Raw genomic sequence first — 21,642 nt, forward strand, 5'->3', positions numbered from 1 at the left:
GGGCGGGTTCGGGGCTGCCCGTGAGGCTCGAGCGGTCTACTCCTCGGCTCCCGCCGCACGCCCGGAGCCGACGCTCATGTCGCCGAGTCCGAGCCAACCGTCGCTGTCCTGTGCCGCGTTGGCGAACCGGAGCTTCTTCGCGTCGGTGTCGACGTCCTCCAGGGGGTTGTTCGCCTTCATGACGAGCCGGTAGTCACCGGCCGGGACGGCGGAGAGGTCGACGGCCGTCTCGAAGTACTCGGGGTAGCCGTAGTCGAGGTGGGTGGGATCGGGGCCCACCCCCCAGTCGGGGAACGCGCGAATCCTCGTCGGCACGACCTTGCGCAGGTCCCAGGGTGTGTCCCAGGTCGTGACCACCTTGCCGGCGGAGTCCTTCAGGCCGAGGCTGACCGTCCACGGGTAGTAGAACGGGGCGACGCCCTCGTTGGTGATCCGCACGCCGACGGTCGTGCCGCCCTGCGCGGTGTCGTGGAAGTAGGCGTGATCGACGGTGAGGTCGTAGCCCATCATCCGTACCGCCGCCGCGACGTCGGCGTCGTCGGCGGAGTAGGCGGCGCTGCCCTCGTTGATCTTCCAGGTGGTGTGCTCCAGTTCGATGCACGCCCGCATGTCGTCCACGGCACCCGAACCGCCGGGCCAGGCGTCGAAGGCGGTGGGCTGGATCTCGGGGCGCACCTCGCCACCCATGGACGCGGTGGTCCACCGGTTCTCGACCCCGTGGTCGAGGGCCTTCTGCAACTGGGCGTAGGAGGCGCCGCCCATCGACTGGGGCAGCGTGACACCGGCCAGGGGGTCGCCCTCCCGGTAGCAGAAGGAGTCGTCGTGGTAGCCCACGGCGGGGAGGCCGTCGGCCGCGCCGCCGGCGTTGTCTGGAGCCCGTACCTCGACCCTGGTGTGCGTGAACGCGGTGTCGAACGCCTCGATGATCTCGGCACCGTGGGCGTCGGTGGGCATGTAGTTCGGGAGCTGGTCCGCGGTGTCGGTGTCGTACGGCCAGGTGTGCCACTCGCCCCACAGCCCGATCAGACCCATGTGGAGGTAGCCGAGGCGCGGGTCACCGTCGTAGCGCGCCCCCGCGGCGGCGATGAAGTCCTTCAGCGCGTCCAGCAGATAGCGGTTGTCGTAGTCGGGACCGGTGGTGTCCCAGCGTTCGTTGTGGCGGTAGTCGACGTGTCCGTCGTAGCAGGACGGGATGGCGTTCGCGGGATGGCTGCCGGTGCCGCCCGGATACTCCATGTAGAAGCGGATGGCGGCCTGGTTGCCGTAGGAGGCGATCTCGTCGAGCGCGCTGTCCACGGTGGCCCAGTCGTACGTCCCGCAGTTCGAGGCGTCGTTCATGACCTCGGAGAGGCCGAAGTAGGCCCAGGTCAGGGAGTGCGGGTAGCCGGTGTGCTGGTCCGCGCCGGGGGTGTAGAAGCGGGCGAATCCCTTCAGCGGGTTGTCCAGCGGCGCGTCGGCGCGAGTCAGGGTGTGTGCCGGGAGCGCGGGGTCGGGGTCCGGGCCGGGGCTGGGCCGCTCGGGGACACCCGCGGCCACGGAGCCGGGCGCCGCGGTGGAGGCCGGGGCGGGGGCGGGGGCGGGGGCGGCCCGGGCGGTCAGCGGCAGCAAGATCGCGGCCAGCGCCACGGCCGCGGCGCCGAGTGAAACCTGCGTCGACCTGCGGCGTCGTCGTGCGAAGGAGCGCATCTTCTCAACCTCCGGACACAGGTGGGGCCGGGCTGTTCCGCCCGGACGAGGACCTCACCTTTTTATGAGTCAGCGTTGACAAAGTTTCGCTTTGCCTCATCAATATGTAGCCATGGTGCCCCACTGGCAAGAGGTGCGGCGCAGATACCTTCGGAGGGGAACCATGGGCGCCCACACCGCAGTTGCGCGACCGCCCGGACCCGCCCGCCCCGGGCCGGACGGGGCCCCTGCTCCCGGCAAACCGCGGCACGGCCGCGACGACCGGAAGGTCGCCTGGCTGTTCCTGGCGCCGGCCCTGCTGGGCTTCGCGCTCTTCTACGCCTATCCGACCGTGCGCGGCATCTACTACTCGCTCACCGACTACAACCTCCTCGCCTCGCCGAACTTCACCGGCGCGGAGAACTACCGCCACCTGGTCAGCGACGAACAGTTCTGGAACGCGCTCAAGGTCACCGGCTACTACGTCGTGGTCAACATCGGGTCGCAGACCGTGCTGGGACTGCTGCTGGCCACGCTCATGCACCGGCTGACCCGTTCGGTGGCGCTGCGCGCGATGCTGCTGCTCCCGTGGCTGGTCCCCAACGTCACCGTCGGCCTGCTGTGGTTGTGGCTGCTGGACACCAACCTCGGTTTCGTCAACCACCTGCTGGACGCCCTGGGCATGGGCCCCACCGGCTTCTTCGTCTCGCCGGACTGGGCGATGCCGTCCATCGCCGCCGTGAACACCTGGGCCTACACCGGTTACACGGCGCTGCTGCTCTACGCCGGAATGCTGCAGATCCCCCAACACCTCTACGAGAGCGCCTCCCTGGACGGCGCCGGTGAGTTCCGCATGTTCACGAGGATCACGCTGCCGCTGCTGCGGCCGGTGCTCGCGTTGGTGCTGGTGGTGTCGATGATCGGCTCGTTCCAGATCTTCGACACGATCGCGGTGACGACCCGGGGCGGACCGGTGGGCGCCACCCGGGTCATCTACTACTACATCTACGAGCAGGCCTTCACGTACTTCCACATGGGATACGCCTCCGCGGTGGCCGTGATGCTCGCGCTGATCCTCGGCGTGCTGACAGCGGTGCAGATGCGCCTGTTGCGCGCTTCCCGCTCGGACCTGGCCTGAGGAGGCGAACGTGACACGGACGCAGACGCAGACGCAAGCAGAGACACAGACACGGACACGGATGCGGACACAGCCACGGAGACTGGCCCTAACACGCACTCGTACCGCCCCTCGCAGGAGGCTTTCGCCCGGACGGGTCCTCGCCTGGGTGGTGCTCGTGGCCGCGCTGGCGGCGACCGTCTTCCCCTTCTACTGGATGGTCCGCACCGCCCTGACCCCCGCGGCCGACCTCTACTCCGACTCCACCGGGCTCGTCCCCCAGCACCCGACGACGATCAACTTCACGCGCGTTCTGGGGTTGACCAGTCAGGAGGAGGCCATGGCGGCCGGTGGTTCCGGCGCCCAAGTGGACTTCCTGCGCTACCTGCTCAACTCCGTGGTCTACAGCGGACTGATCGCCGTGCTCCAGACGCTGTGCTGCGCCATGGCCGGCTACGCCTTCGCCAGGCTGCGCTTTCCCGGCCGCAACGCGGTCTTCGGCGTGCTGGTCGCCGCACTCATGGTGCCTCCGATCTTCACCGTGATGCCCAACTTCGTCCTCGTGAAGAACCTCGACTGGCTCAATACCTTCGCGGGCATGGTCGCGCCGAGCGTGTTGATGACCCCGTTCGCGATCTTCTTCCTGCGCCAGTTCTTCCTGTCGATCCCGCGTGAGGTGGAGGAGGCCGCGGTACTGGACGGCGTCGGCGCCTGGGGACTCTTCTGGAGGGTGGTGCTGCCCATGAGCCGTGGTCCGCTCCTCACCATCGGGCTCACCACCACCGTGTGGGCGTGGAAGGACTACCTGTGGCCGCTGCTGACCGGCCGGGACGAGGAGACCCGCGTCCTCACCGTCGCGCTCGGCATCTTCCAGCAGCAGTCCCCCAACACCTCGCCCGACTGGACGGGGCTGATGGCCGGTTCGACGCTTTCGGTGCTGCCGGTCCTCGTCCTGCTGATCCTGCTCGGCCGCCGACTGGTCGAGTCCCTCAACTTCACCGGCGTCAAGTAAGCCCCAGCGGTACGAGCCAGAGAGGCCCTCTTCCATGAGTTCCCTGCGTGTGCGCGCCGGCGCGGTCCTGCTGTGCCTGGCCGCCTCCGCCACCCTCGTCTCCTGCGGCGGCTCCGAGGACACCGCGGCCGACGGCACCGTCACTCTCGACTACTGGCTGTGGGACGACAGACAACTGCCCGCCTACCAGGACTGCGCGACCGCCTTCCACCGGGCCAACCCCGACATCGACGTCGAGTTCACCCAGACGGCCTGGAACCAGTACTGGCAGAACCTGACCACCGAACTGGTCTCCGGCGACGCCCCGGACGTGTGGACCAACCAGTCCACCTACTCTCCGACGTACGTCTCCGGCGGTCAGATCCTGGACCTCCAGCCCTACGTGGAACGCGACAAGGTGGACCTGTCCGGCTACCAGCCCGGCCTCACCGAACCCTGGTCCAAGGACGGCAAGCGCTACGGCCTGCCCAAGGACTGGGACACCGTGGCGCTGGTCTACAACACGGCGATGCTCGGGGAACAGGGCGTGGACGCGGCCCGGTTGGACCGACTGACCTGGAACCCCTCCGACGGCGGCACCCTGGAGGAGGTCATCGCCCGGGCGACGCTCGACGACAAGGGCCGCAACGGACTCGACCCCGACTTCGACAAGGGCCACGTCGAGGTGTACGGCTTCCTGCCCGAGTGGGCCGACGGCTCCCAGGGCCAGAACGGCTGGGGCGAGTTCGCCGCCGCCAACGGCTTCCGGTACCTCGAGAAGAACCCGTGGGGCACGCACTACCGCTACGACGACCCCAAGCTCGTCGAGACCCTCACCTGGTTCAAGCACCTGATCGACAAGGGGTACGCGCCCCGCCTCGACCAGCAGTCGAAGATGGCCAATTCAGAACTGCTCGCCGCAGGCAAGGGCGCGATGACGGTCGCGGGTTCCTACGCCATCTCCAGTTACACCGATCCGAAGCTGAAGCAGGAGTTCGCCTTCGCACCGATGCCCGTCGGTCCGGCCGGCCGCAAGAGCGCCATCAACGGTCTGTCGGACGCCATCTGGGCCGGCAGCAAGCACAAGGAAGAGGCCTGGAAGTGGGTCAAGTTCCTGGCCTCGGCGGACTGCCAGAACCTGGTCGCCGAGCGGGCCGTGGTCTTCCCCGCGCTGGAGTCCGCCACCGAGAAGGCACTGGCCGCCCACCGGGCCAAGGGTGAGGACGTCCATGTCTTCACCGACGCCGCCGCGGCCGAGGACGGCACCTTCCTGCTGCCCATCACCGAGAACGGCACCGAGATCGGACCCATCGTCCAGGACGCCATCCAGTCCGCGATCCTCGGCCAGACCTCCCCGGAAGAGGCCCTCAAAGCGGCCAACGACAAGGTGAACGCCCTCTTCTGACGACCGGCCACCAACCGCCCTGAACAGCTCGCCCCAACTCGACGCAAGGAGATACATGGCCCAGCTCGTAGACCTCGACGACCGCGCCTTCGCCATCGAGGTCGACAGCGACGCCCGACCGGAGCCCGTCGACGGGGGACTGCTGCTGCCACCGGGCAGGGTGGCCCTGCTGCACGGTCTCGGCGACGCGCTCTTCTACCGCCACGGCCACAACTCCTGGAGCCCGTGCGGCTGGCGGCGCCTGTCCGCCGCGCCGCTGCGCATCGAGAACCCCGAACGCCGGGTCACCGCGGACGACACCGTGTGGGACGACCCCACGCGCCACCACTCCTCCGCCGTCGCCGCGCTCCAGGGTGCGGACGGCCGGGTGCTGCTGCTCGGCGCGCTCGGGCTGGACGTGCCGCGGCTGTCGGCGGACCTGGACACGCTCGCCGGGTGGTACGAGCGCGACGGAGCACCCTGGTTCTTGGCATACGGCGACGAGGAGCAGGTCTTCGCGGACTACGCCCGGCACCTCGGCGAGCGCCTCGGGCGCGGCACCGAGCGGGCGGGCAATGTGTGGTGCAGCTGGTACGCGTACTACGAGAACATCACCGAGCGACAGCTCACCGAGGACATCTCGGCCCTGCGCGGTCTGCCCTTCGACGTGGTCCAGGTCGACGACGGCTGGGAGCAGGCGGTGGGCGACTGGGAGGCCAACGCCAAGTTCCCCTCCGGCATGCGGGCCCTGGCCGGGCGGATCACCGACGCGGGACTGCGCCCGGGGCTCTGGCTCGCCCCGTTCATCGTGCACCCCGACTCGCGCACCGCCCGGGAGCGGCCGGAGCTGCTGCTGCGCGACGACGAGGGCGAGCCCGTGGTCGCGGGCCACAACTGGGGCACGGGGTACTGGGCGCTCGACCTCACCTCGCCCGCGGCGCAGGAACACCTGCGGGAGATGACGCACCGGGTCACCCGGGAGTGGGGATTCACCTATCTCAAGCTCGACTTCCTCCAGGGCGGCGCGGTGCCGGGCGTCCGGTGCAAGGACGTCGGCCGCGAGGAGGCGTACCGGACCGGGCTGCGGATCATCCGCGAGGCCGCCGGGCCGGAGGTGTACCTGCTCGCCAGTGGGGCACCGTTGCTGCCCTCCCTGGGCCTGGCCGACGGTATGCGCAGCGGTCCGGACGTCGCGCCGCTGTGGGAGCACTACGCGACGCAGGACCCGTCCGACGCCCTGGCCCGCAACGCCGTCGTCAACACGGTGCACCGGCTGTGGCAGGCGCCCCTGCTGGAGGTCGATCCGGACGTGGTGTACTTCCGCAGCCGCCTCAACCTGCTGACCGAGCAGCAACAGCAGTGGCTGCGCGACCTCGCCGACGTCTGCGGCTTCCGCGCGGTCTCGGACCCGCCGGGGTGGCTGCACCCGGACGAGCTGCGGGCGATGACGGCGTATCTGGAGGCCCGTCCACGCGTGCGCAGGCTCGGTCGCTACCGGTTCACGCTCGACGGACGGGAGGTCGACCTCGCCCCGGCCGTCTCCCCCGGGGCGGAACAGCGGTATCCGATCGCCTGACCTCCGTCACGGACACGCACGCCCTATCGAGTTAGTAAACTCCTCAGCATTATCCAGCGGCGCGCACGGCAATCCTCGCAGGGAGTACCACCATGGCGACGACCGGAACGGACCTGTCCCGGATGCGCGAGATGAACCAGCTGTCCATCGTGTGGGCGCTGCGCGGCAACCCGCCCTCGACGGTCACCGAACTCGCGGGCAGGGCGGGGCTGTCCCGTCCCGCCGTGGACGTACTGGTGCAGGCACTGGTGACCGACGGCTGGGCCGAGGTGGAGGAACCGGGCGCCAGCAGCGTGGTGGGGCGTCCTGCCCGCCGTTACCGGTTCCGGGCCGACGCCGGCCACGTACTCGGCATCGACATCGGCGTGCACAAGGTCCTGGTCATGTTGAGCGACCTGGAGGGCAACCTGGTGCGGACGCTGCGCCGCCCGGTCGACCCCGACGCGGCCCCCGGGCCGCGGTTGTCGGAGGTGGACCGCGTGATCGACGACGTCCTGCGGGCCGCCGGGATGACACCGGCCGACGTCTGGGCCCTGACGGTCGGGGTGACGGGCCCGGTCGACGCCGCCGGCCGGACCAGCATCTCCACGCCCCTGCCCGGGTGGACGTCCGCCGACCCGGTCTCCCACCTCGCGGCCCGGTTCTCCTGCCCGATCCAGGTGGAGAACGACTGCAAACTCTCCGCCGTGGCCGAGCGGTGGAACGGAGTGGCACAGGACGCCGACGACATCGTCTTCCTCCTCGCCGGTCTGCGCACGGGTGCCGGTCTCATCCTGGACGGCACCCTGCGCCGCGGCCACGGCGGCGCCGCGGGCGAGATCGGCGCGCTGAAGGCGGTGCGCTGGCTCACCGCTCCCGACCACCTGCAGTCCTGCCCCGGCGTACCGGCGTCGGCCGCTCCGGGCGATGCCGCCGCGTGGGTGTTCCAGGCGGCCCGGGACGGCGACCGGGACGCGAGGACGGCCGTGCGGCGCTACACCCGGGACCTCGCGGTGGGGGTCGCCGCGCTGGTGCTCACCCTGGACCCGCAGGTCGTCGTCTACGGCGGCGGCTTCTCTCGCTCCGCCGACGTGGTTCTCGAACCGCTGCGCCGCGAACTGACCAAGCACTGTCTGCGCCTGCCGGACCTGCGCGTCTCCACCCTCGGCGACGAGAGCGTGGCCATGGGCGCGGTGCGCCTGGCCCTGGACGAGGTCGACAGCCGGCTGCTGAGCGACGGGCTCTCGGCACCGGCCGCACCTCGCCGGTAGGGACCGGCCCCCCCCACGGCGGGACATGGCGCACCACCCGCCCACCGTGCCGTCCGGCACGCCCCAACACCCCACGTCAACCACTCCCCCGTAGGGAGCCGAAGGGACAGTCCAGTGAGCCACCGTGACCAGACACCGGTATCGGAACTGCGCGTCGGAGTGATCGGCGTCGGCCAGCGCGCGCCCATGGCCGCGCTGGCGAACCGGCCCGGTCTCGCCCGGGTCGTGTCCTGCGCCGACCCGGATCCGCGGGGCCGGGAGGACGCCAGGAGCCTGTTCGGGCCGGACGTGGTGCTGCACGAGCGGTACGAGAAGATGGCCGACGACGACTTGGACGCCGTGTTCGTCCTCACGCCCGACCACGTGCACACGCAGCCCGCGCTGTTCTTCCTGGCCGCCGGCGTGCCGGTGTTCGTCGAGAAGCCCCTGGCGATCACCGTCGACGACTGCGACGCGCTGCTGGAGGCCGCGTACGACTCGCGCAGCCGCCTGTACGTGGGTCACAACCTGCGCCATCTCCCGGTGCTGCGGCGGATGCGCGCACTGATCGACGACGGCGCGATCGGGCGGGTCCGCGCCGTGTGGTGCCGCCACTTCGTCGGGCACGGCGGGGACTACTACTTCAAGGACTGGCACGCGGAGCGGGCCAACACCACCGGGCTGCTCCTGCAGAAGGGCGCCCACGACCTCGACGTGATCCACTGGCTCGCCGGGGGCTACTCCAGGAGTGTCGTCGCCCAGGGCGCCCTGTCGGTGTACGGCGACAACCCGCGGCGGGCGGCGGACGATCCGGCGCCCGGGGGCGGCCGCATGCCCGACTGGTTCGACCCCGAGGTCTGGCCGCCGTCCGCGCTGCGGGAGCTGAACCCGGTCATCGACGTCGAGGACATCAGCATGATGCTGACCCGTCTGGACAACGGCGTACTCGCCAGCTATCAGCAGTGCCACTTCACGCCGGACTACTGGCGCAACTACACCGTCATCGGGGACGAGGGCCGCCTGGAGAACTTCGGCGACGGCCTGGACGGCGATCCCGCGACGATCCAGGTGTTCAACCAGCGCCGCTCCGGGTACCGGCGCGACGCCGACCTCACCGTCCACGTCGACACACCGTCCGAGGACGAGCACGGCGGCGCGGACCGGGCGCTGGTCGACGAGTTCCTCCGGTTCGCCGCCTCCGGGGGTCCGACGGACACCTCGCCGGTCGCCGCCCGCGAAGCCGTCGCCGCCGCGGTCGCCGCGACGACCTCGCTGCGCACCGGCGGCACGCCGGTGGACGTACGCGCCCCGGCTCCGACGATCGTCGACTACTTCCGGCAGCACCAGCCCGCACGGCCACAGGTGTGACCGTGCACCGCACCTGACCCCGGCTCAGGGCGCGCCCATGAGGCGGTCCAGCGGGGGCGCCAGAACGGGGGTGAGCGCCTCGGCGTACGCCTCCGAGAGGTGGCTGTCGTCGCGGTAAACGGCGGTGTCGCCGACGACCACGGGGCAGGTGCCGGTGTGCGGGGCGCAGAGCCAGGGGGTGGGGTCGATGACGGTGGTGGCCGTGGTGGACGCGGCGGCGCGGAGGGCGAGGCCGCGCCTGGCGTCGCGGATCGCGTCCGGCAAGTGGTGGGCGCAGGACCGCAGTTGCAGGGAGTTCCTGGCGGCGCAGTCGATCGGGTCGCCCTTGGGCCATGGGGTGTCGAGCAGGGCGGCGACCCGGGCGCCGGTGGCCCCCAGGGCGCGGAAGGTGTGCTCGAAGCCGGCCGTCCACTGGTGGAGGGGGTCGCCGGCGGGGCGGGCCGGGTCGCCGGCGTCCGAGGAGGAGACGACCACCAGGACGGGGCGCAGCGTCCTGATCGTCGCCATGGCGTTGGAGCGCCAGGTGTCGCAGGCGGTGTACGGCTTGTGACCGCTGACGACGGTCACGTCGGCGGCCTTGCAGGAGGCCTTCGTCATCGAGACCAGTTTCCAGCCGCGTTCGGTCGCCAGCCGGTGCAGGGCCGGGAACCACTGGGCCGCGTGGGAGTCGCCGAAGAGGACGACGGTACGGGAGGAAGCCCGGTCGCCGTAGACGCAGGGCTTGGGACGGGTGGCGGCGTAGTCGGCGTGGCAGCCGTCCCGGTAGACCGCGGAACGGGACGACTTCACGTTCGGCAGGGGCGGTGCGAGGTTGCTCGGCAGGGCGGTGGGGGACGCCGTCAGGAGTTCCGCGAGACGTGCCCGTGGGTCCGGGGCCTCGGAGAGGGCCCGCGCCAGCGTGGGCGCGGGCCCGCCCACCTCGATGGTCGACGGAACCGCCGTCGCCGTCAGGGACAGCGCCGAAACCCCCGCGGTCAGCGCGGCTCCGAGAGCCAGGGCGCGGCGGGGCCGCCGGCGAAAGGCGCGGTGGAAGCGGACCGGGTTCTCGACGAGGCGCAGGGTGAGCCACGCCAGGCCGAGCGCCGCCGCCGACAGCCCGAGCGCGAGCGGCACGTCGGCGGTGCCGTCGGCGCGGCCCAGTGCCGCCGGGGCTATGACCAGCAGCGGCCAGTGCCAGAGGTACCAGCCGTACGAGAGTCCGCCGAGCCACACGAGCGGGCGCCGCCCCAGCAGCCGCCCCGCGCCGTGCCGGGTGGGAGCGCAGCCACCCGCCAGGACGAGCACGGTGCCCGCGACCGGCAGGAGGGCGTGGTGGCCGGGGAAGGGCGTCTCGTCGTCGTACCAGACCGCCGCGAGCGTGACGCAGGTCAGGCCGAGCCAGGTCAGCGGGACGGCGAGGGTGGCGGGCAGCCTTCGCAGGCGGCCGGTGGCCAGCGCCAGGAGGGCACCGGCGCCCAGTTCCCAGGCCCGGGTGAGGGAGCTGAAGTACGCCCAGGGCGCCGACCAGTTCGTGACGAGGACGCCCGCCGTGAAGGATCCCAGGCGCAGTATGGCGAGCGGCACCGCCACGAGTCCGGGCCGCCCGCGGGCGATCCGCCACGTGAGCAGCAGGAGCAGCGGCCACACCAGGTAGAACTGCTCCTCCACGGCGAGCGACCAGAAGTGCTGGAACGGCGACGGCGGGCTGTTCTGGGCGAGGTAGTCCGTACCGGCCGCCGCCAGCCGGAAGTTGACCGTGTAGAGCGCGCCGGCGAGGGCGTCGCCCGCGTACTCGGCGAGCCGCGCCTTGGACAGGAACAGCCACGCCCCGCCCAGCGTGACGACGACGACCAGGGACGAGACGGGAAGCAGCCGCAGTGCGCGGCGGGCGTAGAACGAACGGACCGACACCCGGCCGGTGGTGGCGAGTTCGCGCCGCAGCAGCGACGTGATGAGGAAGCCGGAGATCACGAAGAAGACGTCGACACCGACGTAGCCGCCGCCGACCTGCGACACGCCGGCATGGGAGAGCACCACCAGACCGACGGCCACCGCGCGCAGCCCTTGGATGTCCGGCCGAAGGGTGTGAGCCTCGGATGGTGGTGCGGATATGTGGCTCGCCGGGACGGGGCGTGTCTCGGTGGGCGTGGTGCTCGTCATCAGGGGGTGACTCCTCCGGGCGACCGACTTCCTTCGGCCCACAAGATCACTCGGCTGCCCCACGGAGTTCCGCCGTTGGCGCCCGACTTCGCCTCGGCCGCGAAGGTTCAACCGCGTGAAACCGGCGGTTCAGCCCCATTCAGCCCGGGGACCGGAAAGGACGGGCCGCACTGCCTCTCGAACCGCGTGCCCCTAGGCGCCGGTCAGGGCCGGTCCGTCACCGCGGCGGTGAAACGCGCCGCGAGCGCCGCGGCCGCGGCACGCAGTTCCTGCCCGCCCTCGACACGGAAGGCGAAGGGCACCCTGGCGAGCCACTCCTGCGCGTACATGTCCGGATTGCGGGTGCTGCCGACGAGCACGCATCCGTCTCCCGAGGGTTCGAGCCGCCCCATGGGAGGCCGGATCCAGGGGGCCACCTCGGTCATGGGCGCTTCGAAGACCACGCGGGTGTCGAACGCCCAGCCGATGCCCAGGTTCTCCTCCAGCACCGCCACCGGGTCGAAGCCCCCGGGCGCCTCGAAGCCGTGCCCGGTCGGCCGGACCGCGCCGATCCGGTCGACCCGGTAGGTGCGGATCGCGCCGGCGCGATGGGAGTGGCACAGCAGGTACCAGCGCCCGTAGCGGACGACGAGGGACCAGGGATCCACCTCCTCCTCCCATTCGTGGCCGGCCTCGCTGAGGTAGGTGACCAGCACGCGGCGCCGGTGCGCGACGGCGTCGACGAGGGAACTGGTGACGGCCGGGTCCGGGTGGGCCGCGTACGGGTCGGGAGCGGCCGCCGCGTACTCCCGCAGCAGTGCCGCCTGCCGGCCGACGCCCTCCGGCAGTGCCTTGACGACCTTGCCGAGCGCGGTTCCTACCAGGTCGTCGGCGTCGGCCGCGGCCGGCTGGCCGCTGAGTACCGCCATGACGAGGCCGAGGGCCTCGGCCTGTGTGAAGTGCACGGGCGGCAGTCTCGTCCCGCGTCCCAGCCGGTACCCGCCGTGCGGTCCCCGGGCCGACTCCACGGGGATGCCGGCCTCTCTGAGGATCCCGACGTACCGGCGCGCCGCCCGCTCCGTGACGCCCAGCCGCACGGCGAGTTCGTCGGCCGTCGTACCGGGGCGGGTCTGGAGGATGTCCAGGGCGCGCAAAGCTCGCGCGGTGGGGCTCAGGTCGTTCGGCACGGGAACAGGCTAATCCGCCTGGTCGGCTCGGATTCCGGCAGTGCATCGTCCGGATCTCCTCCTACGGTGATTCCCAGCAGAAGGATCCGAAGGGATCCGAGCAGAAGGCAGAAGGCACAAGAAGGGGAACCCGACCATGGACATCCTGCTCATCGGCGGCCTGTGGCTGAACGCATCCGTATGGGGTCGCGTCGCGTCCGCGCTGGAATCACTCGGCCATCGTCCCGTGCCGGTCGCCCTGCCGGGGCAGGGAAGCGGTGCCGCGTCCGCCACGCTCGACGACCAGGTGGCGGCGGTGCTGGCCGCGGTGGACGCGGCGCCCGGCAAGCCCATGGTGGTGGGGCATTCCGCGGCCTGCTCGCTGGCCTGGCTGGCCGCCGACCGGCGACCGGAGCGGCTCGCCAAGGTCGCCCTCATCGGCGGCATTCCCACCCCCGATGCCCAGCCGTACGCCGACTTCTTCGAGGTCAGGGACGGGGTCATGCCCTTCCCCGGCTGGGAGCCCTTCGAGGGGCCGGATGCCGCCGACCTCGACGAGAAGGCGAGGCGAGAGCTGGCGGACGCCGCGATCCCGGTGCCCGAAGCCGTCGCCAGGGGCGTGGTGCGGCTGGGCGACGAGCGGCGGTTCGACGTCCCGGTCGTGCTCGTGTGCCCGGAGTTCACTCCCGCGCAGGCGCGGGAGTGGATCGGCGCGGGTGACGTGCCGGAACTGGCCCGGGCCAAGCACGTCGACTTCGCCGACATCGACTCGGGCCACTGGCCCATGATCTCCCGACCTGCCGAGCTGGCCCGGATCCTGGCAGCGGCGGCCGAGGCGTCCTGACCGGGGCTCGCCGTAGTGGGGTGCGTGTACGGCTCAGGGATGCAGGGTGGGCCGGTAGACGAGTTCCTGGATGTGGCCGTCGAGCGTCCGGTGCCCGATCAGCTCGAGGTCGAAGTCGGCCGCGCCCCGGAAGACCGGATCCAGTCCGGTCCGGCCGGTGATCACGGGGAAGAGCGTCACCTGGACGCGGTCGACCAGGCCGGCGGCCATCAGCGCCCGGTTCATGGACAGGCTGCCGTGCGAGCGCAACGGCACCTCGGACTCCTCCTTGAGCCGGGCGACGACGTCGACGGCGTCGCCGCTCACGACCTCGGCGTCCGGCCAGTCGAGGGGCCCTTCCAGGGTGGTCGACACCACCGTTGCCGGCAGGCTCCTCATCCGCGTGACCCAGGGGTCACGCACTTCGGCCTCCGCGGTGCCGGAGGCCAGCATCTGCGCGAACGCCCGATAAGTGTGGGCTCCGAAGACCATCCGCTGCTCCCCGTCGTACAGAGCGAGGCGGTGGTCGAGCAGCTCGGGACCCTGCTTGCCCCAGTAGCCGGTCCAGTCGCCGCCTGCGGCGCCGAAGCCGTCGAGGCTGGAGAACACGTCGAACGTGTAGGTAGCGGTCACGGTGTTCTTGTACCAGTTCTCCGGGGTTCGTCGCGGCATCACGAGGATGAACCCCAGTGCGTCGGCGTGTGCCGGGCCTGCCCGGGGACTCCCGGACAGGCCCGTGGTGCGACGTCGGCTCAGCGCTTGAGCGTGAAGGTGAAATCGCCCAAGGGCCTGTCGCTCGGCCGGACTGCCGAGACGGGCTACGGGGCTCTCAGTGGAGGCAGAGGCAGAACGGGTGGCCGGCCGGGTCCGCGTAGACGCGCCAGTTGGTCCCCGGGTGGAGCTGGTCCGTCCGCTCCAGCACGGTCGCGCCGAGGGCGAGTGCCCGCTTCTCCTCGCCTTCGAGGTCGTCCACGTCGAAGTCCAGGTGGACCTGCTGCGGGCGCTCCTGGCCGGGCCATTGGGGCGCTCGGTAGCCGTCCACCCGCTGGCAGGCCAGCGGTGTCCCCTCGAACCCGTGCACCTCGACCCAGCCGGAATCGTCCGGGTCCGCGGCCACCCGCCCGCCGAGCAGCTCCGCGTAGAACTCCGCGAGCCGTACCGGATCGGCACAGTCCAGCGCGACCGCCTGCAGCTTTCGAATCACTTCCGACACCTCTCGCTCTTCAGCCGCTTCAGCGACGCCCCGTACGGGAGGGTTCCTACCCGCCGGGACGGCGGGCATGCGCGGCCGCGGACGGGCCCCAGGGTCCGGGCTCTGGCTCTGGCCCTGGCCCTGGCCCTAACTGTGGCTCTGCCGGACCGCCGCCTCGATCTCGGCGAGCTGGGCGGCGAGGATCTCTTCGAACGCGGCGCCGCGGTCCGCCCCCAGGGGACGGACGTCACGGGCGAAGTGGGCGAGGGCGGGGAAGCGTTCGGGGTCGGCGCCCAGTACCGCGACGCGGAAGAGCTCCATGCCCTGTTCGTGTTCCGCGTGGGTGATGGTGCTGACACCGGCGTCGGCGGCGATCAGTGCGGCGAGGAGGACCGCGAGCCGGTGGTAGCGCGTCGGAATCTCCTCGTCGGGCAGTCCCGACGCCCGCAGGGCCTGCAGTACTTCTTCCATGACCAGTCGGGAACCGGTACCGCTCGACGCGTAGCGTCCCCAGACCGCGGCGAGCTGGGGGTGCCGGCCGAAGGCGTCTCTCACGCACAGGGCCAGGGCGGTGACGCGCCGCTTCCAGTCGCCCTCGGGCCGGTAGCCGTCCATGGCGGCCAGGAGGATCCGGTCGGCCACCGCCCGCAGCAGTTCGGTCTTGCTGCGGAAGTGCCGGTAGAGGCTGGAGGAATCGGTCCCGAGGGCCGCGGCGAGCTTGCGCACACTGAACGACTCGGCGTCGCCCGTGCGCAGCAGTTCCGCCGCCGCGTCCAGGATGTCGTCGGTCGTCCAGCGCCTTCGGCCTGCCATCGCGCTCCTCTCGCCGAACCTCAGTCTAATCCATGCACTTGGTGTTGCACGCACCGCGTGCATAATGGGTTCACAGGCAGGTCGAGGGGAACGCGAAAGGACGGATGCCGTGAGCGGCTCACTGGATCCCGCGGCGCTGGACGCCGCCATCGAGAACGTCCACCACGCCGGGATGCCCGGCCTGTTCGCCGAGGTACGTGACGGCGACCAGATCTGGCGCGGCGGCGCCGGGGTCGCGGATGTGACCACCGGTCGCCCCGTAACCGCCGACATGCGGCACCGCGTCGGCAGCATCACCAAGACCTTCACCGCGGCGGCGGTTCTGCAGCAGGTCGAGAGGGGGCGGATCGATCTCGACGCGCCGATCGGCCGGTACCTGCCGGGGCTGGTCCCCGGAGCACGCGGCGACGCGATCACGGTCCGGATGCTGATCAACCACACCAGCGGCCTCGCCGAGTACCTCCCCCACGCGTACTCGTCCCTGAAGGCCTTCCCCGCCCTCGCCGACACGGGGCCGCAGAGTCTCGACGACAACCGGTTCGCCCGGTTCCAGGCCACGGAACTGATCGAACTGGGGGTCACGGCGCCCGCCGTCGGCACCCCGGGCGGGACTCCGGGGGTGTACTCGAACACCAACTACCTGCTCCTGGGCGAACTCCTGAAGCAGGTGACCGGCACCACCGCCGAGCGGTGCATCACGCGGAACGTCATTGAGCGCGCCGGGCTCCGGGACACCGAGCTGCCCACCGGGCCGTACGTCGGCGAGCCGCACTCGCGCATCTACGAGGCCTGGTTCGGCATGATCGACCCGCCGCGCGACTACAGCGTCTACGACATGTCGTGGGTGGGACCGGCGGCCTCGCTGATATCCACCGTCGCGGACCTCAACCGCTTCTTCGGGATGCTGTTGGCGGGCGAGATCGTCAGCCCGTCGTCGCTGGCGCAGATGCAGCACACCGTGCCGGTCGTCTCCCAGGAGGGCAGGACGATCGACTACGGCCTCGGCCTGCACCCGGTGGAGGCTCCCGGTCGGGACACGTTCTGGGGCCACGGGGGCACGGCCTGGGGGGCCGGCGCGCTGGCCCTGATCCGTGCCGACGGCAGGCGGCGGATGGCCGTCGCGGTGAACCTCCAGAGGTGGAACGAACTCGACTCCGCCGGCAGGCCGCGGCCCCACCCCATCGACGACGCGCTCGCGGCTCTGCACCGCGTGGCGATGTACGGCTGACCGGCCCGGAAGACCGACCTGCCGCGCCGCGCGCCCCGTTCGAAGGTCAGTGATCGGCCGCGGCGAGAGTGGTCTCCAGCAGGCCGAGATTCGTCAGGATCTCGGCCTGCCGGGCCGCCGAGAGTCCCTCCGTGGTGAGGCGCTCCAACTCCCGCCAGGCGCCGTCCACCTTGGCGCGCAGGGACAGGCTGGCCCGCGTGGCCTCGACGATCACCGCCCGGCCGTCGGTGGGGGACGGGGACCGGCGCACGAGGCCCGCCTTCTCCAGCCGGGCGATGCTGCGGGCCATCGTCGGCGCGTCCGACTCGACCGCCTCGGCCAGGTCGACCTGGCGCTGCGGGCCCTGGTCCCAGAGCACCATCAGCACGAGCTCCTGGCCCGGATACAGACCGCTCTCCCGCAGGAGCCGGCCGGCCAGCGCCTTGTGGAGCCGGGCCACTCGGAAGATGGCGTGACTGACCGAAGCCGGCTCCGCACCCGTGACCTGCCCCGTCGCCTGTTCTCGCATGGCGCGATCGTACCTCCGGGAAAAGTTGTCCGGCCAAGGAATACACTCCGAGGAGTTTGTTGTTCGGCTAACTATCTGACCGTTCCGACTCCTCGAGGAGAACATCGTGACCACCGCCTTCGAGCCCTTCACCGCCGGCAGCCTGAAGCTGCGCAACCGGATCGTGATGGCCCCCATGACCCGCAGCCGTGCCAACGGCACGCTGCCAACGACCGACACGGCGACCTACTACGCCCAGCGCGCGACCGCCGGTCTGGTCATCACCGAGGGCATCCAGCCCTCCGCCATCGGCCAGGGATACCCCTTCACGCCGGGACTGCACTCGGCCGAACAGGTCGACGCCTGGCGGCCGGTGACCGACGCCGTGCACGCGGCCGGCGGGACGATCGTCGCCCAGCTCATGCACACCGGCCGTATCGGCCACCCGAGCACCACCCAGGCCGTCGGCCACGGGGCCCTCACCCCGGTCGGCCCGTCCGCCGTGAAGGCGGCGGGCCAGGTCTTCACGCCCACCGGGCCGCAGGACCACCTCGTCCCCGAGGAGCTGAGCGGGGAGCAGATCGCCGCGACGATCTCCGACTTCGCGGACGCGGCCCGCAACGCGGTCGCCGCCGGCTTCGACGGCGTCGAGATCCACGGCGCCAACGGCTACCTGCTCCACCAGTTCCTGGCCACCAACGCCAACCGGCGCACCGACCGCTGGGGCGGCTCGCCCGAGAACCGGATCCGCTTCACGGTGGAGGTCACCAGGGCCGTCGCCGCGGCGATCGGCGCCGACCGCACCGGCATCCGGCTCTCTCCGGCCAACGGCCTGGGGGACACCGTCGAGGACGACCACGCCACGGTCTACCCCCTCCTGGTCGCCGAGCTCGACAGGCTCGCCCCGGCCTACCTCCACCTCGTCGAGGCCGGCGATCCTTCGCTGACGCCGGTGCTGCGCGCCGCCTGGTCCGGCACGTTCATCCTCAACCCGGCCGACGCCGGCACCTCCGGACAGTCCCGTCGGCTCGGCCTGGTCGACGACGGGAGCGCCGACGCCGTCTCCTTCGCCCGTCTGTTCATCTCCAACCCGGACCTGGTCGCCCGACTCGCCGCCGACGCCGAGCTCACCGAGCCCGACCTGAGCAAGGCCTACGGCGGCGACCACCACGGCTACACCGACTACACCACCCTCGCCGGCACCCTGCCGGCGCTCTGAACGACGCGCGGTCGTCGAGACGGTGTCGCTGCCTCTGCCCGTTGCCATCCCCGCCGGTGCCGGAAACCCCTTTGCGTGCCCTCCGGCTGCCCAGGGCGACCCACCGTCCACGGCTCACCCGGCCACCACGCGGCGGGAGACCGCTGAGACCCGGGGCGGCCGGGCGGCGCCCGCGGCGGTGATGTGATCGTGAAGGTTCCCCGGCGGGACTGCGGGGCCCCTAGGCTGATCGGGTCGACGTGATCACGGCCCGTCGTGGCCAAGGGGATGGGGGACGCCGGTGCAGGCGGAGTGGACGGGCGCGGTACGGCCCGGTGAGCGGATCGGCCCTTATACGGTGCTCAGGGAATTGGCGAGCGGCGGCATGGGCCGGGTGTATCTCGCGCGTTCCCCCGGTGGCCGCACCGTCGCCGTGAAGACGCTGCTGGACGCCGTCGACGGTGTCACAGCCGACGCGGACCGCCGGCGCTTCGCCAGGGAGGTGGAGCTGGCCCGCAGGGTACGGGGCCTGTTCACCGCGAGCGTCGTGGACGCCGACGCCGACGCACGCGTCCCCTGGATGGCCACCGAGTACGTTCCGGCACCTTCCCTGCGCGAACTCGTCGCGGCGCAGGGCCCGTTGCCGCGGGCCGGGCTGTACTGGGTGGCTGCCGGAATGGTCGAGGCACTGGTGAGCATCCACACCGCGGGGCTCGTCCACCGCGACGTGAAGCCGTCCAACGTCCTGCTGCCCGAGGACGGGCCCCGTCTGATCGACTTCGGCATCTCCCAGGCGGCCGACATCACCCGCACCAAGGCCGCCCTGGGCACCATCGCCTTCGCGGCGCCCGAACAGGCCCGGGGCGAACCGACGACCACGGCATCGGACGTGTTCTCGCTGGGCGCCACCCTCTTCCACCTGGCCACCGGACGCAGTCCGTACCGGGACATGGGCCAGGGCACCGCGCTCGAACAGCTGGTCCGCGCGGCCGAGGGCGATCTCGACCTGGCCGGTCTCCCCGGCGAACTGGGCGCCTTGATACGTCCCTGCCTCGCCTCCGACCCCGGCGCCCGCCCCACCCCGGACCTCCTGCTGGCCGAGGTCGGCACTGTTCTCGCCGACCGGCCACAGGCGCGCGGCGCCACCGACTGGCTGCCACGGGGCTGGTCCACCGCGATCGAACAGCACCGTCGGCGCCGCACCGAGGAGGCCGACGCGGCGCAGCGGCGGATCGACCCCGAGGCGGTCACCGAGCGCACCCCGCCCGCCACCGACCGCACTCACCGACTGCCGGATCCCGGGCCCGGCGGAATCCGCCGTCCACGAGCCCGCCTGCTGGCCGCCGTGACCCTGGTGGGACTGCTCGCCGCAGGAGCCGTCGTGTACACCCTTCAGGACGAGGGGGCCAAGGCCAGGGCCCCGGGGGCGGTTCGGCAGGATCTGCGGCTGGCCATGGTGGAGCAGAGCGCGGCGGGCAAGTGCACCGACGCACTGCCCCCGCCCACGTTCTACGCCGGCGACCTGGACGCCTGCTACCGGATCTCCACGCAGGGCACGGACCGGATGAGCGTGCGACAACTGCGGCAGGTGACGCCCAAGTTCGACGAGCGGGCCGGCGGCTGGCTGATCCTGATGACGTTCAACGACGACGACGCCAAACGGTTCACGGACCTCACCATGCGCGCCGCGCAGCGCCCGTCCCCGAAGAACCAGGTCGCCGTCGTCCTCGGCGACCGGCTCATCACCGCCCCTGCCATCACGGCGGCCATCACCGGAGGACAGGTGCAGATCGTCGGCGATTTCACCGAGGCCGAGGCGAAGGCACTGGCCGGGGAACTCGGCGCCCGCTGAGCGGCTTTCGGTCCAGCAGCCCGTCGCGGGCACGGGGATGCGGCCGCCGTCGAGCCGCCCTTGTCCGCCTCCGCGTCGGCGCGTCAGCCGGCGTGCAGGACGCGGAACCGACCGGGGTCGGCCGGATCCCGGTCGACGACCTGGACCGGCGCCCAGACCCATTGCAGGACACCGATGTCCGGCGTACGGGAGAACCGGATGGGTCCACGGGTGCCCTCGACCTCGACGCGTGACCAGGATTCGGCGATACGTGCCCGGTCCGTGCCGTACGAACGCAGCACGTCGGCGAGGACCGCGATCGTGTCGTAGCCCTCGAAGGCGACGAAGGAGGGCGCCTGCGCGAGCCGCTCGCGCAGAGCCGTCTCGACGCGTGCCCCCAGCGGGCCGGGGCGCTCGGGGAGGTAGCGCAGGAACGGGATCCCGGCGCCGTCACGGCCCAGCGACGTCGCCCATTGGGCGAACTCCGGTTGCCCGGCCGGAGCGCCCGCCATGACCTCGGCGAGGCGGGGGTCGCGGCGGACGGACTTGACGATCGACACCGCCGGCTCGGGGTGGCCGACCAGAAGGAGGACGGCCGTCGCGCGAGTGTCGACGAGCGCGTCGCAGACTGACTCCGGGGTGAGCGCGCGCATGTCGAGTTCGACGACGGTACCGCCGCGTGGGGCGAGGTGGTCCCGCAGGATGCGGGTGCCGGCCGCCCAGTAGGCACTCGGTTCGGCCGCCACGGCGATGCGGCTGTGGCCCGCGGCGAGGAGGAAGTCCGCGTAGATCCGCCAGCCGTGGGACTGCGCGGGGGCCAGGCGCGCCACCCACTGCGTGGGCTGATCGGTGAGGGCGTCGAGAACCGCCGACGAGCAGAGGAACGGCACGCCGAGGGCGTCGGCCCGGGCGGCGGCGGCGCGGGCGACGACGCTGTGATACTCCCCCGCCAGGGCGGCCACGCCCAGGTGCGCCAGTTCGTCCACGGCCGCCGCGGCTCCGCGTGGATCGGCGGCGGTGTCCCGGACCACCAGCTCGAGCGGTCTTCCCACGATCCCGCCGGCGTCATTGGCCTCGCCCACGGCCAGCTCCATCCCGGCGAGCAGGTGCCGGCCCGCCTCGGCCCAGCCGGGCCGGGTCAGCGGCACGAGGGCACCGATCCGCACGGCCGGCCCGTCGGTCCGCCGTGCTCCGGGTGACGATGGTGGCGTATTCATGCGCCGGCGCCCTTCATCTCGTTCCGCCCTGGCGGGCGTGGCTGGGTGACCATGCCCGACATTGCATCCACCACCAGCACCGACGGGCAACCCATTATGGATTCCCCGTGCACGAGGCCCTGGACGGTAGTCCGTGTCCCGGAGCGCCGGGGAGTCCGTCGCGCGGTGGAGGCTTTCCCGAAGACAGCGGACCAGGGTTCGGTCAGGGATCGTTCGGGGATGCCCCGGATGTTCGGGCG

At 71.7% G+C, this 21,642-nt stretch carries 18 protein-coding genes; 10 read left to right on the forward strand and 8 right to left on the reverse strand.

Annotation, left to right across the window (positions count from 1 at the left end; translation table 11 throughout):
* Positions 1–36: 36 nt before the first annotated feature.
* Positions 37–1,686, reverse strand: a complete 1,650-nt coding sequence (locus tag ACGH7X_RS01435; protein WP_399880642.1) for a DUF4832 domain-containing protein — start codon at positions 1,684–1,686, stop codon at positions 37–39.
* A gap of 163 nt (positions 1,687–1,849) precedes the next feature.
* Here ACGH7X_RS01435 and ACGH7X_RS01440 point away from each other — a divergent pair, with 163 nt between their 5' ends.
* The 6 genes from ACGH7X_RS01440 to ACGH7X_RS01465 all read left to right on the forward strand — a co-directional run bounded on the left by ACGH7X_RS01440 (position 1,850) and on the right by ACGH7X_RS01465 (position 9,330).
* Entirely contained in the window at positions 1,850–2,803 is a 954-nt protein-coding gene (locus ACGH7X_RS01440; protein WP_399880645.1) for a carbohydrate ABC transporter permease, read from the forward strand.
* 61 nt (positions 2,804–2,864) lie between these two features.
* Entirely contained in the window at positions 2,865–3,794 is a 930-nt protein-coding gene (locus ACGH7X_RS01445) for a carbohydrate ABC transporter permease (protein WP_399880647.1), read from the forward strand.
* A gap of 34 nt (positions 3,795–3,828) precedes the next feature.
* Positions 3,829–5,178 (forward strand): ABC transporter substrate-binding protein, encoded by a 1,350-nt coding sequence (locus tag ACGH7X_RS01450; protein WP_399880650.1) that lies wholly within the window; start codon positions 3,829–3,831, stop codon positions 5,176–5,178.
* Positions 5,179–5,233: 55 nt separating this feature from the next.
* Complete coding sequence (locus tag ACGH7X_RS01455; protein WP_399880652.1) at positions 5,234–6,733, forward strand: glycoside hydrolase family 36 protein; 1,500 nt, start codon at positions 5,234–5,236, stop codon at positions 6,731–6,733.
* A gap of 92 nt (positions 6,734–6,825) precedes the next feature.
* Positions 6,826–7,983, forward strand: coding sequence for an ROK family protein (locus tag ACGH7X_RS01460; RefSeq protein WP_399880655.1), 1,158 nt, complete (start codon positions 6,826–6,828; stop codon positions 7,981–7,983).
* Positions 7,984–8,097: 114 nt separating this feature from the next.
* A complete protein-coding gene (locus tag ACGH7X_RS01465) occupies positions 8,098–9,330 on the forward strand; it encodes a Gfo/Idh/MocA family protein (RefSeq protein WP_399880657.1) in 1,233 nt (410 codons plus the stop codon).
* A gap of 24 nt (positions 9,331–9,354) precedes the next feature.
* Here the strand turns inward: ACGH7X_RS01465 and ACGH7X_RS01470 are convergent, their stop codons facing one another.
* Together ACGH7X_RS01470 and ACGH7X_RS01475 are read right to left on the reverse strand one after the other, a co-directional pair.
* Positions 9,355–11,469: an acyltransferase family protein gene (locus ACGH7X_RS01470; RefSeq protein WP_399880660.1), complete on the reverse strand. Its 2,115-nt coding sequence runs from the start codon at positions 11,467–11,469 to the stop codon at positions 9,355–9,357.
* 203 nt (positions 11,470–11,672) lie between these two features.
* Positions 11,673–12,635: a helix-turn-helix transcriptional regulator gene (locus ACGH7X_RS01475; protein WP_399880663.1), complete on the reverse strand. Its 963-nt coding sequence runs from the start codon at positions 12,633–12,635 to the stop codon at positions 11,673–11,675.
* A 136-nt stretch (positions 12,636–12,771) separates the two neighbouring features.
* Between ACGH7X_RS01475 and ACGH7X_RS01480 the strand changes: the two genes are divergently transcribed.
* The gene (locus tag ACGH7X_RS01480) at positions 12,772–13,458 is read left to right on the forward strand and encodes an alpha/beta fold hydrolase (protein ID WP_399880666.1); all 687 of its coding nucleotides are present in this window, start codon (positions 12,772–12,774) and stop codon (positions 13,456–13,458) included.
* Between the two features lie 33 nt (positions 13,459–13,491).
* Here the strand turns inward: ACGH7X_RS01480 and ACGH7X_RS01485 are convergent, their stop codons facing one another.
* From ACGH7X_RS01485 to ACGH7X_RS01495, 3 genes are all read right to left on the reverse strand, one after another.
* Positions 13,492–14,070 (reverse strand): dihydrofolate reductase family protein, encoded by a 579-nt coding sequence (locus ACGH7X_RS01485; RefSeq protein WP_399880669.1) that lies wholly within the window; start codon positions 14,068–14,070, stop codon positions 13,492–13,494.
* Between the two features lie 196 nt (positions 14,071–14,266).
* Positions 14,267–14,641, reverse strand: coding sequence for a VOC family protein (locus tag ACGH7X_RS01490; RefSeq protein ID WP_399880671.1), 375 nt, complete (start codon positions 14,639–14,641; stop codon positions 14,267–14,269).
* Between the two features lie 135 nt (positions 14,642–14,776).
* On the reverse strand, positions 14,777–15,442 hold the full coding sequence (locus ACGH7X_RS01495; protein ID WP_399880674.1) for a TetR/AcrR family transcriptional regulator: 666 nt from the start codon (positions 15,440–15,442) through the stop codon (positions 14,777–14,779).
* Positions 15,443–15,506: 64 nt separating this feature from the next.
* Here ACGH7X_RS01495 and ACGH7X_RS01500 point away from each other — a divergent pair, with 64 nt between their 5' ends.
* Positions 15,507–16,670 (forward strand): serine hydrolase domain-containing protein, encoded by a 1,164-nt coding sequence (locus ACGH7X_RS01500; RefSeq protein WP_399880677.1) that lies wholly within the window; start codon positions 15,507–15,509, stop codon positions 16,668–16,670.
* A gap of 46 nt (positions 16,671–16,716) precedes the next feature.
* Here the strand turns inward: ACGH7X_RS01500 and ACGH7X_RS01505 are convergent, their stop codons facing one another.
* The gene (locus ACGH7X_RS01505; protein WP_399880680.1) at positions 16,717–17,178 is read right to left on the reverse strand and encodes a MarR family winged helix-turn-helix transcriptional regulator; all 462 of its coding nucleotides are present in this window, start codon (positions 17,176–17,178) and stop codon (positions 16,717–16,719) included.
* Between the two features lie 106 nt (positions 17,179–17,284).
* On the opposite strand from ACGH7X_RS01505, the gene ACGH7X_RS01510 reads away from it, so the two are divergent.
* Together ACGH7X_RS01510 and ACGH7X_RS01515 are read left to right on the forward strand one after the other, a co-directional pair.
* Entirely contained in the window at positions 17,285–18,376 is a 1,092-nt protein-coding gene (locus tag ACGH7X_RS01510; RefSeq protein ID WP_399880682.1) for an alkene reductase, read from the forward strand.
* 280 nt (positions 18,377–18,656) lie between these two features.
* Positions 18,657–20,207 carry a protein kinase gene (locus ACGH7X_RS01515; protein WP_399880685.1) on the forward strand — a complete coding sequence of 517 codons (1,551 nt, stop codon included), beginning with the start codon at positions 18,657–18,659 and terminating at the stop codon, positions 20,205–20,207.
* 83 nt (positions 20,208–20,290) lie between these two features.
* Here ACGH7X_RS01515 and ACGH7X_RS01520 read toward each other — a convergent pair whose 3' ends face one another.
* Positions 20,291–21,403: an ABC transporter substrate-binding protein gene (locus tag ACGH7X_RS01520; protein ID WP_399880688.1), complete on the reverse strand. Its 1,113-nt coding sequence runs from the start codon at positions 21,401–21,403 to the stop codon at positions 20,291–20,293.
* Positions 21,404–21,642: the final 239 nt, after the last annotated feature.

Origin of the sequence: Streptomyces sp. BBFR51 (genome assembly GCF_044591655.1) — a bacterium.
In the GTDB taxonomy this organism is placed as follows: Bacteria; Actinomycetota; Actinomycetes; order Streptomycetales; family Streptomycetaceae; genus Streptomyces.

Coding starts and splice junctions, on each gene's coding strand:
- ACGH7X_RS01440 (WP_399880645.1), top strand. CDS start 1,850: ATGGGCGCCCACACCGCAGTTGCGCGACCGCCCGGACCCGCCCGCCCC.
- ACGH7X_RS01495 (WP_399880674.1), bottom strand. CDS start 15,442: ATGGCAGGCCGAAGGCGCTGGACGACCGACGACATCCTGGACGCGGCG.
- ACGH7X_RS01445 (WP_399880647.1), top strand. CDS start 2,865: ATGCGGACACAGCCACGGAGACTGGCCCTAACACGCACTCGTACCGCC.
- ACGH7X_RS01505 (WP_399880680.1), bottom strand. CDS start 17,178: ATGCGAGAACAGGCGACGGGGCAGGTCACGGGTGCGGAGCCGGCTTCG.
- ACGH7X_RS01520 (WP_399880688.1), bottom strand. CDS start 21,403: ATGAATACGCCACCATCGTCACCCGGAGCACGGCGGACCGACGGGCCG.
- ACGH7X_RS01460 (WP_399880655.1), top strand. CDS start 6,826: ATGGCGACGACCGGAACGGACCTGTCCCGGATGCGCGAGATGAACCAG.
- ACGH7X_RS01480 (WP_399880666.1), top strand. CDS start 12,772: ATGGACATCCTGCTCATCGGCGGCCTGTGGCTGAACGCATCCGTATGG.
- ACGH7X_RS01450 (WP_399880650.1), top strand. CDS start 3,829: ATGAGTTCCCTGCGTGTGCGCGCCGGCGCGGTCCTGCTGTGCCTGGCC.
- ACGH7X_RS01455 (WP_399880652.1), top strand. CDS start 5,234: ATGGCCCAGCTCGTAGACCTCGACGACCGCGCCTTCGCCATCGAGGTC.
- ACGH7X_RS01470 (WP_399880660.1), bottom strand. CDS start 11,469: ATGACGAGCACCACGCCCACCGAGACACGCCCCGTCCCGGCGAGCCAC.
- ACGH7X_RS01435 (WP_399880642.1), bottom strand. CDS start 1,686: ATGCGCTCCTTCGCACGACGACGCCGCAGGTCGACGCAGGTTTCACTC.
- ACGH7X_RS01500 (WP_399880677.1), top strand. CDS start 15,507: ATGGGTTCACAGGCAGGTCGAGGGGAACGCGAAAGGACGGATGCCGTG.